At 51.9% G+C, this 14,113-nt stretch carries 12 protein-coding genes, 3 tRNA genes and 1 pseudogene; 8 read left to right on the forward strand and 8 right to left on the reverse strand.

Features of this window, described 5'->3' with window-relative positions; translation table 11 throughout:
- The 5 genes and pseudogenes from HAV38_RS21730 to HAV38_RS20840 all read right to left on the reverse strand — a co-directional run.
- Nucleotides 1-75 (reverse strand): annotated as a pseudogene (locus HAV38_RS21730) (GTP-binding protein); the annotation flags it as partial.
- A gap of 143 nt (nt 76-218) precedes the next feature.
- A tRNA-Thr gene (locus HAV38_RS20825) sits at nt 219-293 on the reverse strand.
- Nucleotides 294-406: 113 nt separating this feature from the next.
- A tRNA-Gly gene (locus HAV38_RS20830) sits at nt 407-480 on the reverse strand.
- Between the two features lie 70 nt (nt 481-550).
- Nucleotides 551-636: transfer RNA gene (locus HAV38_RS20835), tRNA-Tyr, on the reverse strand.
- 190 nt (nt 637-826) lie between these two features.
- Complete coding sequence (locus HAV38_RS20840) at nt 827-1,978, reverse strand: type 1 glutamine amidotransferase (RefSeq protein WP_168057330.1); 1,152 nt, start codon at nt 1,976-1,978, stop codon at nt 827-829.
- A 550-nt stretch (nt 1,979-2,528) separates the two neighbouring features.
- Between HAV38_RS20840 and kefC the strand changes: the two genes are divergently transcribed.
- A complete protein-coding gene (gene kefC / locus HAV38_RS20845; RefSeq protein ID WP_168057331.1) occupies nt 2,529-4,427 on the forward strand; it encodes a glutathione-regulated potassium-efflux system protein KefC in 1,899 nt (632 codons plus the stop codon).
- Nucleotides 4,428-4,571: 144 nt separating this feature from the next.
- A complete protein-coding gene (locus HAV38_RS20850; protein ID WP_168057332.1) occupies nt 4,572-4,940 on the forward strand; it encodes an ArsC/Spx/MgsR family protein in 369 nt (122 codons plus the stop codon).
- Between the two features lie 80 nt (nt 4,941-5,020).
- Here HAV38_RS20850 and HAV38_RS20855 read toward each other — a convergent pair whose 3' ends face one another.
- Nucleotides 5,021-5,215, reverse strand: coding sequence for a DUF2905 domain-containing protein (locus tag HAV38_RS20855; protein WP_168057333.1), 195 nt, complete (start codon nt 5,213-5,215; stop codon nt 5,021-5,023).
- Nucleotides 5,216-5,259: 44 nt separating this feature from the next.
- Complete coding sequence (locus HAV38_RS20860) at nt 5,260-6,474, reverse strand: class I SAM-dependent methyltransferase (RefSeq protein WP_184013483.1); 1,215 nt, start codon at nt 6,472-6,474, stop codon at nt 5,260-5,262.
- Between the two features lie 249 nt (nt 6,475-6,723).
- Between HAV38_RS20860 and HAV38_RS20865 the strand changes: the two genes are divergently transcribed.
- The 5 genes from HAV38_RS20865 to glmU all read left to right on the forward strand — a co-directional run bounded on the left by HAV38_RS20865 (nt 6,724) and on the right by glmU (nt 11,374).
- A complete protein-coding gene (locus HAV38_RS20865; protein ID WP_168057334.1) occupies nt 6,724-7,614 on the forward strand; it encodes an SDR family oxidoreductase in 891 nt (296 codons plus the stop codon).
- Nucleotides 7,615-7,645: 31 nt separating this feature from the next.
- Nucleotides 7,646-8,062: a dihydroneopterin aldolase gene (locus HAV38_RS20870; protein ID WP_168057335.1), complete on the forward strand. Its 417-nt coding sequence runs from the start codon at nt 7,646-7,648 to the stop codon at nt 8,060-8,062.
- Nucleotides 8,059-9,054: a tRNA 2-thiocytidine(32) synthetase TtcA gene (ttcA, locus tag HAV38_RS20875; RefSeq protein ID WP_245182499.1), complete on the forward strand. Its 996-nt coding sequence runs from the start codon at nt 8,059-8,061 to the stop codon at nt 9,052-9,054. The genes HAV38_RS20870 and ttcA overlap by 4 nt, the downstream gene beginning before the upstream one ends.
- 375 nt (nt 9,055-9,429) lie before the next feature.
- The gene (locus HAV38_RS20880) at nt 9,430-9,762 is read left to right on the forward strand and encodes a YegP family protein (protein WP_168057336.1); all 333 of its coding nucleotides are present in this window, start codon (nt 9,430-9,432) and stop codon (nt 9,760-9,762) included.
- A gap of 253 nt (nt 9,763-10,015) precedes the next feature.
- Nucleotides 10,016-11,374 carry a bifunctional UDP-N-acetylglucosamine diphosphorylase/glucosamine-1-phosphate N-acetyltransferase GlmU gene (gene glmU / locus HAV38_RS20885; protein WP_168057337.1) on the forward strand — a complete coding sequence of 453 codons (1,359 nt, stop codon included), beginning with the start codon at nt 10,016-10,018 and terminating at the stop codon, nt 11,372-11,374.
- A gap of 233 nt (nt 11,375-11,607) precedes the next feature.
- Here glmU and HAV38_RS20890 read toward each other — a convergent pair whose 3' ends face one another.
- The gene (locus HAV38_RS20890) at nt 11,608-12,072 is read right to left on the reverse strand and encodes an Lrp/AsnC family transcriptional regulator (RefSeq protein ID WP_168057338.1); all 465 of its coding nucleotides are present in this window, start codon (nt 12,070-12,072) and stop codon (nt 11,608-11,610) included.
- 162 nt (nt 12,073-12,234) lie between these two features.
- Here HAV38_RS20890 and glmS point away from each other — a divergent pair, with 162 nt between their 5' ends.
- Nucleotides 12,235-14,052, forward strand: a complete 1,818-nt coding sequence (glmS, locus tag HAV38_RS20895) for a glutamine--fructose-6-phosphate transaminase (isomerizing) (RefSeq protein ID WP_168057339.1) — start codon at nt 12,235-12,237, stop codon at nt 14,050-14,052.
- The last annotated feature ends 61 nt before the right edge of the window (nt 14,053-14,113 follow it).

Below are 14,113 nucleotides of genomic sequence, written 5' to 3' on the forward strand. Positions count from 1 at the left end.
TTTACCATGATCAACGTGACCAATCGTTCCGACGTTGACGTGCGGCTTGGTCCGTTCGAATTTGCTCTTTGCCATCTTGGAACTCCTAAAGACTTGATGAGAATGTTCAGGCAAGCGCCCGACTGCATTAAATTGAATACTACGATTGACTAGTCAAGAGAACACAGCGCTGACATCACACCGATTCGGGCACTGCAAACCTCAAACCTATTATTACCTGGTGCCCTTGACGTGGATCGAACACGTGGCCTCTCCCTTACCAAGGGAGTGCTCTACCACTGAGCTACAAGGGCTATGCTGCTCGTGGACCGACAATTCCAGGTCACGCTCAACTTTAAAATTTGTGTAACCTTAACTTGCAACTCATTACAAATTTTGTGCTTCTAAATTTCTGTACTACAAAGACTGGAGCGGGTGAAGGGAATCGAACCCTCGTCGTAAGCTTGGAAGGCTTCTGCTCTACCATTGAGCTACACCCGCGAGATCATTTCTTCAGCCACAACACTTTTTCTGACTCTGCACAACTTTACTATTTCAGTAGTTCCGAAACTGGTGGAGGGGGCTGGATTCGAACCAGCGTACTCGCAAGAGGGCAGATTTACAGTCTGCTGCCATTAACCACTCGACCACCCCTCCGCACGGAACCCAAAACTATAGTGAAACATCTTGAACTTGTCAACCACAATCGCTAATTTTCCATGAAATAGCTTCACAAATAATTAAACTGCCTTGTCGCCGATAGCCAAGCCCAACAGTATACTACGAAGATTTTCAAATAGACAAGCGTTAGCTTAAAAATTAGTGATATTTCGTAAGAAAGTGCAATTTAGAAACGTGTTTCTCGCGCTGCGCGTAAAAAACCATCCAAAATTGGGGTGCAGTCCAATAACTGGGGTCCCCCCGCACGATGAAACTCGGGATGCCATTGCAAACCCATCACAAATGGGGCCTTACGATAGCGAATGGCTTCGGTGATGTTGTCGACCCCTGACACCGCTTCCACCGTGAGGTCACGACCAAGATCCTTGACCGCCTGATGATGGATAGAATTAACCACCCATTCTTTATTTTTGTCGCTATCGGAAAATAAGGTCGCGAGGGAAGATCCGGCGGGGAAATGGATGGCGTGATGAAGCTGGTCATATTTATCGTTGACATGAGCGATTGAGCTCGGCACATCTGTCGCAATATCCTGATACAACGTTCCCCCTAAGGCGACGTTGATTAGTTGACATCCGCGGCAGATGCCTAATACGGGTTTTCCAGCCTCTATAAATTCATGTAGTAGCTCTAGTTCATACATGTCCCGCACCCGGTCGCCACCCCACTCCGGCCTGGTTGCCGCTTCTGCGTAGCTCTGCGGCGACACATCGGCACCACCTTGTAAAACCAGTCCATCCAGATGCTTGGCGTAATCACGCAATCTGATACTACTCGGATGCACGAGGCCATTGGTGTTGACAGTAGGTATCATAAAAACAAGTACATCGCGGGACATCACCCACTGCGCAATCGACTCTTCCAAATATTGGAGCGTCCTTCCGCGCAAGCCTTTGGCACCATCCTCAGGATGAAAAATACGCGCAGAAACACCGATCTTCAGCGTCCTTTGCATCATCCTGCGTCCGGCTTTATCGGATATTGCTTTGACCCGCGCCGCAATGAGACGCCAGGTTTGCGTCCAGGGCGCGTCTTCAGCGCGTGCGCCGAACTTTGCGCCGGGCTGACCAAGGCTCGTATAAACAGAGGGCTGATCGGGCGGTTTAGCGGCCTGCGGTGCCGGATCGGGAGAAGCCGATGCCGGTGCTGAATTAAATGCAGCACTTGCAAGCGGCGTTGATGACTCCGCCAGCGTTGGAGTTGAGGCCGGCGCTAGCTCGGGTTCGGCGGGCTGCACGGCTATAACATCAGGGGTGGCAGCAGAAATATCGGGACGCGGAGGACTAGGAACTGTTTCTGGTTTTTTTATATCGGTCATGATGTCGGAAATTTAAGGTGAGTATAAGTAGACTACCGCCATGATAAAACTATCCATAACAGTTAAAATTAGCTGATCCTCGTCGTGTCGCAATAGCGTCGCAATCGTCTTCGACCCGTATCGCACGCCGCGCCGTGCTCCCGTCGTGCCCCTGTTGCGAGCGGGTGTAACCTTGCCGTCATCACCAACGCTGAGCTGCGCAAATCGCCGCGCCGCTCTCCTGTCCCGTCTCTCCCATTGACCCGTATTCAATGAGAGCAATGATGGAAAATTTTTAGGAGAAGGTGTTAAGTTTGCTTTTTAAAGTTTGAGCCTCAATAACAGTTTAGTCCGGCGTTTTATACAGTATGCACGCATTAGCGTCGTTCGATCGGCAATACAGAAAATTAGCGCCGCGAAGGTACTCCAACATTCAATAGCACTGCAATATTTAGCAATTCCGGTCGTCAATGCTGCAGTGTCAAGGACTGAGTCCGGTAATACGTGGACCCAGGCGGCACAATGTTTGCGGCTCTATCAATATCCACAACATCACGAAGTACAGAACGCTATGGAAAAAAGTTTATTACTTAACGCATTAATTTACCTCGCGGCGGCGGTCGCAGCGGTGCCGATTGCCAAGCGTCTTGGCCTGGGCGCGGTACTTGGTTACCTTTTGGCGGGCATGGCTATCGGACCGTGGGGCTTGCGCCTGATTAATGGTGTTGAGGACATTCTGCACTTTTCCGAATTCGGGGTTGTCCTGCTTTTATTCCTGATCGGACTGGAACTCGAGCCGAAGCGCCTGTGGTCTTTGAGGCGGCCTATTTTTGGCTGGGGCGGCGCGCAGGTCGCCGTCGTAAGCCTGGCATTATTTGGGGCTGCGCTCGGTTTTGGCATCGACTGGAAAACCTCGATCATCGCCGCACTTGGCTTGTCCTTATCCTCCACTGCGATTACTCTGGCAACCTTGGGTGAACGCAAGTTGACGGCGACACCGGCCGGATCAGCCAGCTTTGCGATCCTGTTATTTCAGGATATCGCCGCGATTCCCATGATTGCGATTGTGCCTCTGCTAGGCGTGGCGGTAGTGCAAGGCAGCGATGCCGGCTGGCTCAATGCTGGCAAAACAGGTGCGGTCATCGCGGGATTAATTTTTGGCGGCCGTTTTTTGGTCCGTCCGCTGATCCGTATGATTGCCAAAACCGCCCTGCGCGAAATTTTTACGGCATTTGCGCTGCTGCTAGTAATTGCCACAGGTTTACTGATGGAGTGGGTCGGCATGTCGATGGCGCTGGGCGCCTTTTTGGCCGGTGTTCTGCTGGCCGATTCGGAGTATCGCCATGCACTAGAAGCCGATTTGGAACCGTTTAAGGGCTTGCTGCTCGGTCTGTTTTTTATCGCCGTCGGTATGTCGGTTGATTTCGGTATATTTCTGGCACATCCATGGTTGGTGCTTGGATTGGTAGGTGGTTTTTTGCTGATAAAAATTCTGGCTTTGTACGGCCTTTCCAAGCTTTTCAAAATAGCCAGAGCGCAGCAATTTTTGTTTGCAGTATTGTTGTCCCAAGGCGGAGAATTTGCTTTCGTCGTCTTTGGCGCAGCGGCCACGGCCAAGGTTTTTTCGCAGGAAGTGTCTTCCATTTTGATTGTCGTGGTCGCCCTTTCGATGGTCACGACGCCATTGTTACTCATTCTTTACGACAAATTTGTTGAACCCTATTTTACCTCCTTGCGCAAACGGCCCGATGACGTTATCGATGACCAGGAAAACCCCGTAATAATCGCAGGTTTCGGACGCTTCGGACAGATTGTCGGACGTCTTTTACACGCCAATAAAATCGCCCTCACGGTGCTGGATCATGATCCCGACCAGATCGATTTATTGCGCAAATTCGGCTTCAAGGTTTTTTATGGCGACGCCACACGCATCGACTTGTTACGCACTGCGGGTGTTGCTACAGCGCGCCTGTTGGTGGTCGCGATCGACGATATTGAAGGAAGCCTGAGATTGATCGCGGCAGTTCGAAGAGCCTATCCGCTGTTACCTATTGCAGCCCGTGCGCGCAACATCACGCATTACTATGATTTGATGGATCTGGGTATCACTGTCCTGGAGCGCGAGACTTTCGACTCGGCGTTGCAACTTGGTCGGCAGGCTTTGCATCAATTAGGCTTCAGCGCTCTGAACGCCGAGCAGGCGGCGGTCAAATTTCGCGCGCATAATTTACAAACGGTCTACGATATTTATCCACACCATAAAGATCAAAAGCAGACTGTATCAATGGCAAAACAGGCGCGTGCAGAACTTGAAGAAATGTTTACCCATGATCGGATGGACCGTGAGAATGAAATGACAAATGAGACAAAAAGCGAGATCGCAGGCGAGATCATAAACAACAATAAAAGCGAGCCTGCAAATACCGGCGAAGCAGTCAAGAATATCGTTACCAGCAGCGGCAGAGATTGAGCACAGAACCAGACTGCGCGCCACTGAACTACAGATTGTCCGATGCCCCCTGGTCGCGCCCAACTCGACATCCGGGGCCGGGACGGCTACACTCAACGCAGTCGCCGTTCTGCAATGAGCTTATAAAAAAGGGGTTTAATACTTATGATCACAATCTACCATCACTCGCGCTGCACTGTCTCGCGCGAGGCGCTTACCCTACTTGATCAGCTTTGCGCCCGCGAAAATTTGCTATTGGAGATTCTCGACTATCACCAGCTTTTACTCACGGCCCCAATACTCTCTGACTTACAAAAAAAACTGGGCTTGCCTATGCGTGAAATGATTCGCTATCATGATCCAAAATATATACGACTCAAGCTATCCAAGGCCGACGACGCTGGACTTTTTCAGGCTATTGTGAAACATCCAAGACTGCTGCAACGTCCAATTGTGATTTACCAAAATCGTGCCATTATCGCGTATCCGGCAGAGTTAATAGAACCCTGGTTTTACCAGTCGCGCACGCAATAACAACGCGCTGTAGAGTCATCCTCCACCCCCGGATCATGGCACTCTCAATGACCTCAACAATACATGAACGCCGCGAGGATTCAAAGGAAGCGGGCGAGCAAGAACACCACCGTCGAGATCAGGATGGTGGACGCGAAAGGCAATGAAAACGTTTTGCCGAATAGCCTGAACCTGACGTCTCCCGGCAAGCGGCCGATGCCCAGTTTTTCCAGCCAAGGCAATGCGCTCGAAAAAACAATCACAGCAAGAAAAATCACTAATACCCAACGTATCATTCTGGTCTTTCCATCGAAGTCGGCCCGGTACGCTTAAGTTTAAATTATAGTTTATGACAACGGTCGTTGCGTCCAAACCGCTCTGGCAACATACACCCTTTGCCTACCACTAACACCTTGAATAGTTCACCCATTTCTGCAGGCGATATTAATTTTTGTACTGCATTCGCCTTGGGCAAATATTCCAGAGGGTTTTCTGGCGAGGTTCGCAATAGCAGTTCGGCCAAACCCGCATCCAGCAAAAAAGCCGCCTGGCAGGTATAGCCAAGTACGTCCAGTCCGCCATCAATTGCGGCAACTGCCATCGCGGTGAAATCAATGTGCGCCGTCACATCCTGCAAACCTGGCCAGTAAAATGGATCTGGATGCGCATGATGCCGATAATGGCACATCAGCGTACCTTGATCGCGCTGACCCAGATAATATTCAGAAGCAGGAAATCCATAATCCAGAAATACCGCGGCGCCACCAGAGCCGGCACTCAGCATGGCCGCTACCGAGCGCATGAATCCCATCGCAACCGGATGCACTTCTGTCAAGTAGCCGACTGCAAGCGTTTCGGCGTCCGGGATTTGCCGGATCAGCGAAGGGTCTGCTGGCCGATCGACGTAGCTAAAGGGCCATTGATCGAACGGGTCCAACTGGTCGGAAGCACCCAACTCTCCGAATCCGTCGCTCGGTGCTCCGAGACCTACGCCGCGTTGCAGCCAGACTTGCTCCCCCCGTACCAGCAACTCCACGGGCATTGCATCCAGTACTTCATTGCCGATCACCACGCCCGAAAATGCGTCCGGCAAACGACTCAGCCACTGCACCTGCGGAAAGTTGTGAAGCTTTTGCTCTTGTCGCGCGCGTAATTCAGCTGATAGCTCGACAATGTAAAATACTTCAATTGCGTACCCGTTTCCCGCCAGTTCGGTAAGGATATCAAAGGCCAGTTGCCCGGTGCCAGCACCAAACTCCAACATTTGTGCAGCAAGCGGTGCCTCCGCTACAGACATGAGTTCTGTTGCTAATCGGGCGAGTGTTGCGCCAAAAAGCGGCGTAATCTCGGGCGCGGTTGTAAAATCACCGTCTTTACCGAGTTTTGCGGCACCGCCGGTGTAATAACCAAGATCAGGGGCGTAAAGAACTAACTCCATATAACGGGCGAATGAAATCCAGCCATCGTTATGTCGTATGTCGGCGCTGATAAGATGGTGCAGCAGGCGCGACGCGTGCTGCGCTTCGATAGAAGGTTGGGGTAGTTGCAGTTGCATGCCGATATTGTAAATCGAAAAGATGTCCTTGCCGCGAGAGAAGTAGGTCATTAATAACTTACTTTCCATGCAGTGCTTTATTATGCAGGACTTGCATTGACGCGTGATTGCGGCTTGCTAAGGTCAGGCCCTTTGGTCTGCCGTCACCCGCGCACGGAAGCCATCGCCACATAAACGGGTCGTCGCGACAAGTCACGAATTTTATCTACTATTACCGTGTGTTAGGCGCTTTTAGCGAGTTTTTTTAATATGAATCTTTCTACCGAATTTCAAGGCACACCTGCAACTTTTAACGAAGTCGTTGAAGTTGGTAGGGGCCCAAAGGTCGCAAAAGTAGCGCTAATTACCGATGCCGCAAGTGCAGTCGGGAGCGTCCTCACGCTTGCAATGGCGGCTGAAGGGTGGGATGTCGCTTTACAATACGACCAGGCCGCAGTGCCAGCTGGTGTGCTTGAACTTGTAAACGAGTGCATCGCTCTGGGTCGCCGCGCGGCCGCGGTTCACTGCAATATGACTGATGAAGCGAGTGTAAAGTTGCTGGTTCCGCGTGTGATTGATACATTTGGCAAATTAACCTGTATCGTCAACACCGCAACGCTAGCCATAGACGATTGTAGCGACGATTTTTCCGCGACGAATCTTGCTCGGCATATGCACACCAACGTCAGCTTGCCGATTTTGCTGGCCTATGCGTTGCACGCCGCAACGCCGGTTGGTGCCCAAGGCGTCGTTATCACCTTACTGGACCATAGGCCCGTCAGTCCGCAGGCCAAATTTTTATCCTATACATTGTCAAAAGCGGCGCTACAAAGCGCAACCCGGTCATTGGCACTGGCGTTGGCGCCGACGATACGTGTGGTCGGCATCGCACCGGTACTTGCGCTAACTCAGGCTAAGGCACCATCGGGGACTTCAGGTACCCCGGCAAGTGCGGATGATCCTACTCTGGACGCGGCCACTAGCGCGGAGGACTTTGCCGCCAGCGTATGCTTTATCGCCGACTGTTCAGCCGTCACTGGCGCGACGTTACAAATAGACAGCGGCAAATATTTACGCGCCCACGCGCCAGACCTTACCGTTGCGGTCGAGCTAACGCGCCATTTTCAGGACGCGAACAATCGTAAGCAAAGTCACAAGTAACATTAAACCTTCTTCTTTAGCGACTAAAACCATGCCATCCGCACTTATCCATCCTGAACTTAGCGACTGCCGCCGCCTCTTCCTGCGCAACTACGAGGTACAGATCAATATCGGCGTTTTTGAATTTGAGAAGAAGGGCGAGCAGCGGGCACTCATCAGCGTTGACCTATTCATCCCGTTGGTACTATCGACTCCTAATCATGACCAGTTGGAGGAAGTCGTCGACTATGACTTCATGCGCAACACCGTTGCTAAACGTATGGAACAAGGCCATATTCACCTTCAGGAAACATTATGCGATGACCTTGCCAGTGCGTTGTTGGCACATCCTAAAGTACGCGCAGTGCGTGTCATTACCGAAAAGCCGGACGCCTATGACGACTGCGATTCAGTCGGCGTCGAAGTATTCCGAATCAAACCGAAAGCGTCAATGTCGGAGCCAATATGAATTCCGTATTAAAAACTTTTTTCGATACAAACCTGCTTGACCTGACACCGCCGCCCCTGACACTCAACACAGTGAACGATGACCCAGCGTTGCCAAGTGCCAGACAGGTGGAGAAAATTGCCTATGAAAACAACAAGCTGCACAAACGCCTGTGTCGTCAGGTAGGCCAAGCCATCGGCGACTTCAACATGATTGAAGACGGAGACAAGATCATGGTGTGCTTATCCGGGGGCAAGGATAGCTATGCATTATTGGATATTCTGATCACGCTGCGGCAACGCGCTCCGATCAACTTCGACATCATTGCGGTTAATCTGGATCAGAAACAACCCAATTTTCCAGCGCATATATTGCCGGAATACCTGACCAAACTCGGCGTCGCGTTCCATATCGAAAATCAGGATACTTATAGCATCGTTAAGCGCGTGATCCCCGAAGGTAAAACTACTTGCTCGCTATGCTCGCGCCTGCGCCGCGGCATTTTGTATCGGGTCGCTACTGAATTAGGTGCCACCAAGGTCGCGCTAGGCCATCATCGAGATGACATTATGGAAACTTTTTTTCTGAATATGTTCTTTGGCGGCAAGCTAAAAAGCATGCCCGCCAAATTGCAATCCGATGACGGCAAGCAAATAGTCATCCGACCCCTCGCTTACGTGAAAGAAGCTGACCTCAGTCGCTATGCTGAAGTAAAACAATTTCCAATCATTCCTTGCGACCTTTGCGGTAGCCAGGAAAACCTGCAGCGCAAGCAGATCAAAGGCATGCTGCGTGATTGGGAGAAGAAGCACCCCGGCCGCGTCGACAATATATTTTCATCGCTGTCCACTGTAGCGCCGTCGCATTTGATGGATCGCAATCTGTTTGATTTCGCCGGATTGCAAGCGACCGGGATCGCCGACCCCAATGGCGATATCGCCTTTGACGACGAACCATGTGCGGTGCCGACCAATACCGTCTCGGCAATTATCCCCCTACAAGCGACCTCATAGCGCAAAACGCCGCCGACGGCTAGCGTAGGCATCCATCGTGTCAGGGATAAGCTGCCATGTCCTGCTATTTTCAACACCGGGCAACCTATCCCATCGTTCGGGACAATCCACCGCATATTCGGTGGCTTGAATATTTTCAATAAATTACCGTATCGAACGATATAATTAAATAGAATTTACGCAAAACCGTCCTCACAACGCGCTGGCCCACTCTGCCGACAAAGACAGGTTAGGTTCGGCCTTGCCGCAAAAGGAAAGCAAAACACTGCTGGGGCGATTTGCGTAAGTTTTAAAGTCTCCGCTGACGATTGACCCGTAACAGAAAACCTGTTTCGGGTGCTCATGTCGCTCTATTGATAACTGGAGAAGAAATATATGCCCGCTTCGTATACCCTCAAAAGGGATGGCGATGGACAGTTTTATTTTGTGTTGTACGCCGCTAACGGCGAGGTCGTCTTAACCAGCGAAACCTACGCAGCCAAAGCATCCGCAGAAAATGGCATCGCCTCAGTCCGCACCAACAGCTCACACGACGATCGTTACAGCCGCAACCAAGCCGCCAATGGCAAGTTTTACTTCAACCTCAAAGCCGCGAACCATCAGGTCATCGGTCACAGTTTAATGTTTAGCACCACCGTCGCTCGCGATGTCGCTATCGCTACCGTGAAAAAAAACGGCCCGACTAATTCTGTGGTCAATGAGACCTAATGCGAAAGGTAGAGTGAGGCAGGAGGCGAGACGTCAGGCGAAACGTGTTAATAAAGCGTTAAGCCAGACGTCAGCCGAAAGATCAAACAAGCGCTTCCCCTGATCGCACCACCACAGATCGCAGGTAAAGGGGCCACGATACGCGCTCCCACATGGGTGCAAGTCGTATAATTGCTTATAAAATAACTTTCTAAAATGATCCTGCCCCGTCGTGCTAGAATTTTGTACCTCTTTACTACCCAACAAATCGTCTATGAACGTTGTCATCCTCGCTGCCGGCATGGGCAAACGTATGCAATCGGCGCTGCCGAAAGTTTTACACCCACTCGCAGGAAAATCACTATTAGGTCACGTCGTTGATACCGCTCGGGGCTTGTCGCCGACGAGGTTATGCATTATTTATGGTCATGGCGGCGATGTCGTACTAAGCCAGTTTACTGCCGCCGATTGCGTGTTTGCCAGGCAAGAACCGCAACTTGGGACCGGACATGCGGTCATGCAAGCGGTCCCGCAACTCGACGACGCGGTGCCTACGCTTATTTTATATGGCGATGTGCCGTTGACATCAGGGCAGTCGCTGCAACGTCTGGTCACCGTGGCCGGAGCAGATAAACTCGCCATTCTGACGGTGCAACTTGACGATCCCACCGGATATGGTCGTATCGTCCGTCAAAATGGCGTCATCGTCCGCATCGTTGAGCAAAAAGACGCCACGCCGTCTGAGCGCGCAATCACTGAATGCAATACCGGCATCATGGTCGCCCCGACCGCGCTCCTGAAGCAATGGCTGGCCGGTTTATCGAACAATAATGCGCAAGGCGAATACTATCTGACCGACATCGTCGCAAGCGCTGTCGCCGACGGCATTCCGGTCGTTTCGGCCCAACCCGATGCAGTTTGGGAGACTTTGGGCGTCAACAGCAAAGTGCAACTAGCCGAACTGGAACGCATCCATCAGCGCGGTGTCGCCAATCGCCTGCTGGAACAAGGCGTGACATTATTTGATCCGGCACGCCTTGACGTGCGCGGCACGCTGACCTGTGGACGCGATGTCACGATTGATGTCGGTTGCGTTTTTGAGGGCAATGTCACGCTGGAAGATGGTGTCACCATAGGGGCCAACTGTGTCATCAAAAACGCGCACATTGGCCGTGCAGCCACTATTAAACCGTTCTGTCACATCGAAGACGCAACGGTCGGTGCCACGTCCCAAATCGGGCCGTACGCGCGGCTGCGACCCGGCACAACGCTAGGCGAAGATGTGCATATTGGCAATTTTGTCGAAGTCAAAAACAGTCAGGTTGCAGCGCATAGCAAGGCCAATCACCTCGCCTATATCGGCGACGCGACCATCGGCTTGCGCGTCAACATTGGCGCTGGCACGATCACCTGCAATTACGACGGCGTCAATAAATCTCGTACCGTGATTGAAGACGACGCATTTATCGGCAGCGACAGCCAGTTGATAGCACCGGTCACCGTCGGTAAAGGTGCGACACTGGGTGCCGGGACCACACTGAGCAAGGACGCGCCAGCAGGGAAATTGACTGTATCGCGGAGTAAGCAAGTAACGATTGATGGCTGGGTACGTCCGGTCAAAGTTCTGAAGTAGACGTACACCTAAAACTCAGGCGGATGGCAATGATAGAGGTTTAAGGGCATGAGCAATATGTTTGCCGCATGTCCGCAAACCTTACTAATCTGTCACCGGCCTGGCTCATAAAATGAAGATTTAGCGTAGCAACGCGTAACACAGGGGCGATCTTAAATTGCTCAACGATCAACGATCAACGATCAACCCGAAATTATCACGACGATTAAGCCGCGCAAACCCGCATCAAAGCATCAAACCGCAATGTTCGTCTCAAATTTACTCCGCAAAATAGAGAAGTACGTTTTCACGTTACGTACGTTTTTCTGCGCCGCAAATAGCCTATGCGCCAGGGCATGATATGCCGCCATATCGGCGACCTGCACCACCAGCACAAAATCCGGTCCCGGCGACACGCGATAACATTGCAACACCGATGCCTCATTCGCCACCAACGCTTCAAACACCAATTGATGCTCATCGCCCTGATGATCCAACGTGACCTCTACCAGCGCGGTTAAGCCAGCGCCCACTTTTTCTGGCGCGACGATCGCCACCTGCCGCATAATCACGCCGTCGTCGGTTAACCGTTTGACCCGCCGCAGACATGTCGCCGCAGAAGCATGCACAAGCGCCGCCAGTTGTTGGTTTGTATATGAAGCGTCTGCTTGCAACGCATTCAGAATCCGTCGATCCAGCCCATCAAGAGTAGGGTCCATTGCTCACTTTGAAATAAAATATCAATAAATATATAAATATGAATTTATATTGCATCAAAATTATATTATGAAATAATATATCAAAAACTATGCGATTGAGATGATTTATTTCACATCCTCCAGCCTAGAATAACTTCATTCAACTTTTCCCCGGAGGCTTCCATGTGCGGTATCGTCGGCGCTGTTGCGCAAAATAATGTCATTCCGATCTTAATTGAAGGCCTAAAGCGCCTCGAATACCGCGGCTATGACTCTTGCGGCATCGCCGTCCATCTGGACAGAAAATTGCAGCGTTCGCGCAGCACCTCCCGCGTGGCCGATCTGGAAAAGCAATTAGCCACATCCGGTCTGACAGGTTTTACCGGCATCGCCCACACTCGTTGGGCCACGCATGGCGCACCCGTCACGCACAACGCCCATCCCCATTTTTCCCGCGACCGAATTGCACTGGTCCACAATGGGATCATCGAAAACCACGACGACCTGCGCGCTGAATTGCAAGCACTCGGTTACGTTTTCGAAAGCCAGACCGACACCGAAGTCATCGCCCATCTGGTCGATCACATGTACACCGGCGACTTGTTCGAGACCGTTCAGCAAGCCATCAAGCGTCTCACTGGCGCTTACGCCATCGCCGTATTTAGCGCCGATGAGCCGCATCGCGTGGTCGCGGCGCGTCAAGGCTCACCGCTGATCGTTGGCCTCGGCGATGGACAAAACTTTGTCGCGTCCGACGCGATGGCGATCGCTGGCACCACCGATCAGATTATTTATCTTGAAGAAGGTGACGTTGTTGATCTGCAACTGCAAAGGGTCTGGATCGTCGATGTCAACGGCAGGTCGGTTGAACGCGAAGTCAAAACCGTCCAAGCCTACAGCAGCGCAGTCGAACTGGGCCCCTATCAGCACTACATGCAAAAAGAAATTTTCGAGCAACCGCGCGCCATCGCCGACACCCTGGAAGGCGTCGTCAACATCATGCCGGAGCTGTTCGGCGATAAAGCCTTTAGCGTTTTTCAGCAAATTGACTCGGTACTGATCCTGGCATGCGGCACTAGTTACTACGCGGGCCTGACCGCCAAATACTGGCTGGAATCGGTCGCCAAAATCCCTGCCAATGTTGAAATTGCCAGCGAATATCGCTATCGCGACAGCGTACCAAACCCCAACACATTGGTCGTCACCATTACCCAAAGCGGCGAAACCGCCGACACGCTGGCTGCGGTTAAACACGCGCGCTCACTCGGCATGTTGCACACGCTAACCATCTGCAACGCCGCCACCAGCGCCATGGTACGTGAATGCGCGCTGGCCTACATCACCCGGGCTGGCGTCGAAGTCGGCGTCGCCTCGACCAAAGCCTTCACCACGCAACTGGTTGGCCTGTTCCTGCTCACGCTTGCAATAGCGCAATCCAAAAATCGCCTCAGCGAAGAACAAGAACAAGCGCACCTGAAAGCACTCCGCCATTTGCCTGCAGCATTGCAAAGCGTATTAGCACTTGAACCGCACATCGTGGCTTGGGCCGAAGCCTTCGCCCGCAAAGAAAACGCGCTATTCCTTGGCCGCGGCATGCACTATCCCATCGCGCTGGAAGGCGCATTAAAACTCAAGGAAATTACCTACATCCACGCTGAAGCCTACGCCGCCGGAGAACTCAAACACGGCCCGCTAGCGCTAGTTACAGAAGAAATGCCGGTCGTCACCATTGCCCCCAACGACACCCTGATCGAAAAACTTAAATCTAACATGCAGGAAGTCCGCGCCCGCGGCGGCCAGCTATACGTTTTCGCCGACGCTGACTCCCACATTAGCCCTAGCGAAGGTGTGCATGTGATCAGATTGCCGGAGAATTATGGTTTGCTGTCGCCGATTTTGCATGTGGTGCCGTTACAGTTGCTGGCATATCATACGGCGCTGGCGCGGGGGACGGATGTTGATAAGCCGCGCAACCTGGCAAAATCCGTCACTGTTGAGTGAAAAAATGGTCTTTTCAAAACCCTCGGGAAACGGATAAATAAGGTGGTATTCAGCCCTCATA

Origin of the sequence: Glaciimonas immobilis, from assembly GCF_011947285.1 — a bacterium.
Classification (GTDB): domain Bacteria; phylum Pseudomonadota; class Gammaproteobacteria; order Burkholderiales; family Burkholderiaceae_D; genus Glaciimonas; species Glaciimonas immobilis.

Coding starts and splice junctions, on each gene's coding strand:
- HAV38_RS20880 (WP_168057336.1), top strand. CDS start 9,430: ATGCCCGCTTCGTATACCCTCAAAAGGGATGGCGATGGACAGTTTTAT.
- kefC (WP_168057331.1), top strand. CDS start 2,529: ATGGAAAAAAGTTTATTACTTAACGCATTAATTTACCTCGCGGCGGCG.
- HAV38_RS20865 (WP_168057334.1), top strand. CDS start 6,724: ATGAATCTTTCTACCGAATTTCAAGGCACACCTGCAACTTTTAACGAA.
- HAV38_RS20860 (WP_184013483.1), bottom strand. CDS start 6,474: ATGCAACTGCAACTACCCCAACCTTCTATCGAAGCGCAGCACGCGTCG.
- HAV38_RS20855 (WP_168057333.1), bottom strand. CDS start 5,215: ATGATACGTTGGGTATTAGTGATTTTTCTTGCTGTGATTGTTTTTTCG.
- HAV38_RS20840 (WP_168057330.1), bottom strand. CDS start 1,978: ATGACCGATATAAAAAAACCAGAAACAGTTCCTAGTCCTCCGCGTCCC.
- HAV38_RS20870 (WP_168057335.1), top strand. CDS start 7,646: ATGCCATCCGCACTTATCCATCCTGAACTTAGCGACTGCCGCCGCCTC.
- HAV38_RS20850 (WP_168057332.1), top strand. CDS start 4,572: ATGATCACAATCTACCATCACTCGCGCTGCACTGTCTCGCGCGAGGCG.
- glmS (WP_168057339.1), top strand. CDS start 12,235: ATGTGCGGTATCGTCGGCGCTGTTGCGCAAAATAATGTCATTCCGATC.
- glmU (WP_168057337.1), top strand. CDS start 10,016: ATGAACGTTGTCATCCTCGCTGCCGGCATGGGCAAACGTATGCAATCG.
- HAV38_RS20890 (WP_168057338.1), bottom strand. CDS start 12,072: ATGGACCCTACTCTTGATGGGCTGGATCGACGGATTCTGAATGCGTTG.
- ttcA (WP_245182499.1), top strand. CDS start 8,059: ATGAATTCCGTATTAAAAACTTTTTTCGATACAAACCTGCTTGACCTG.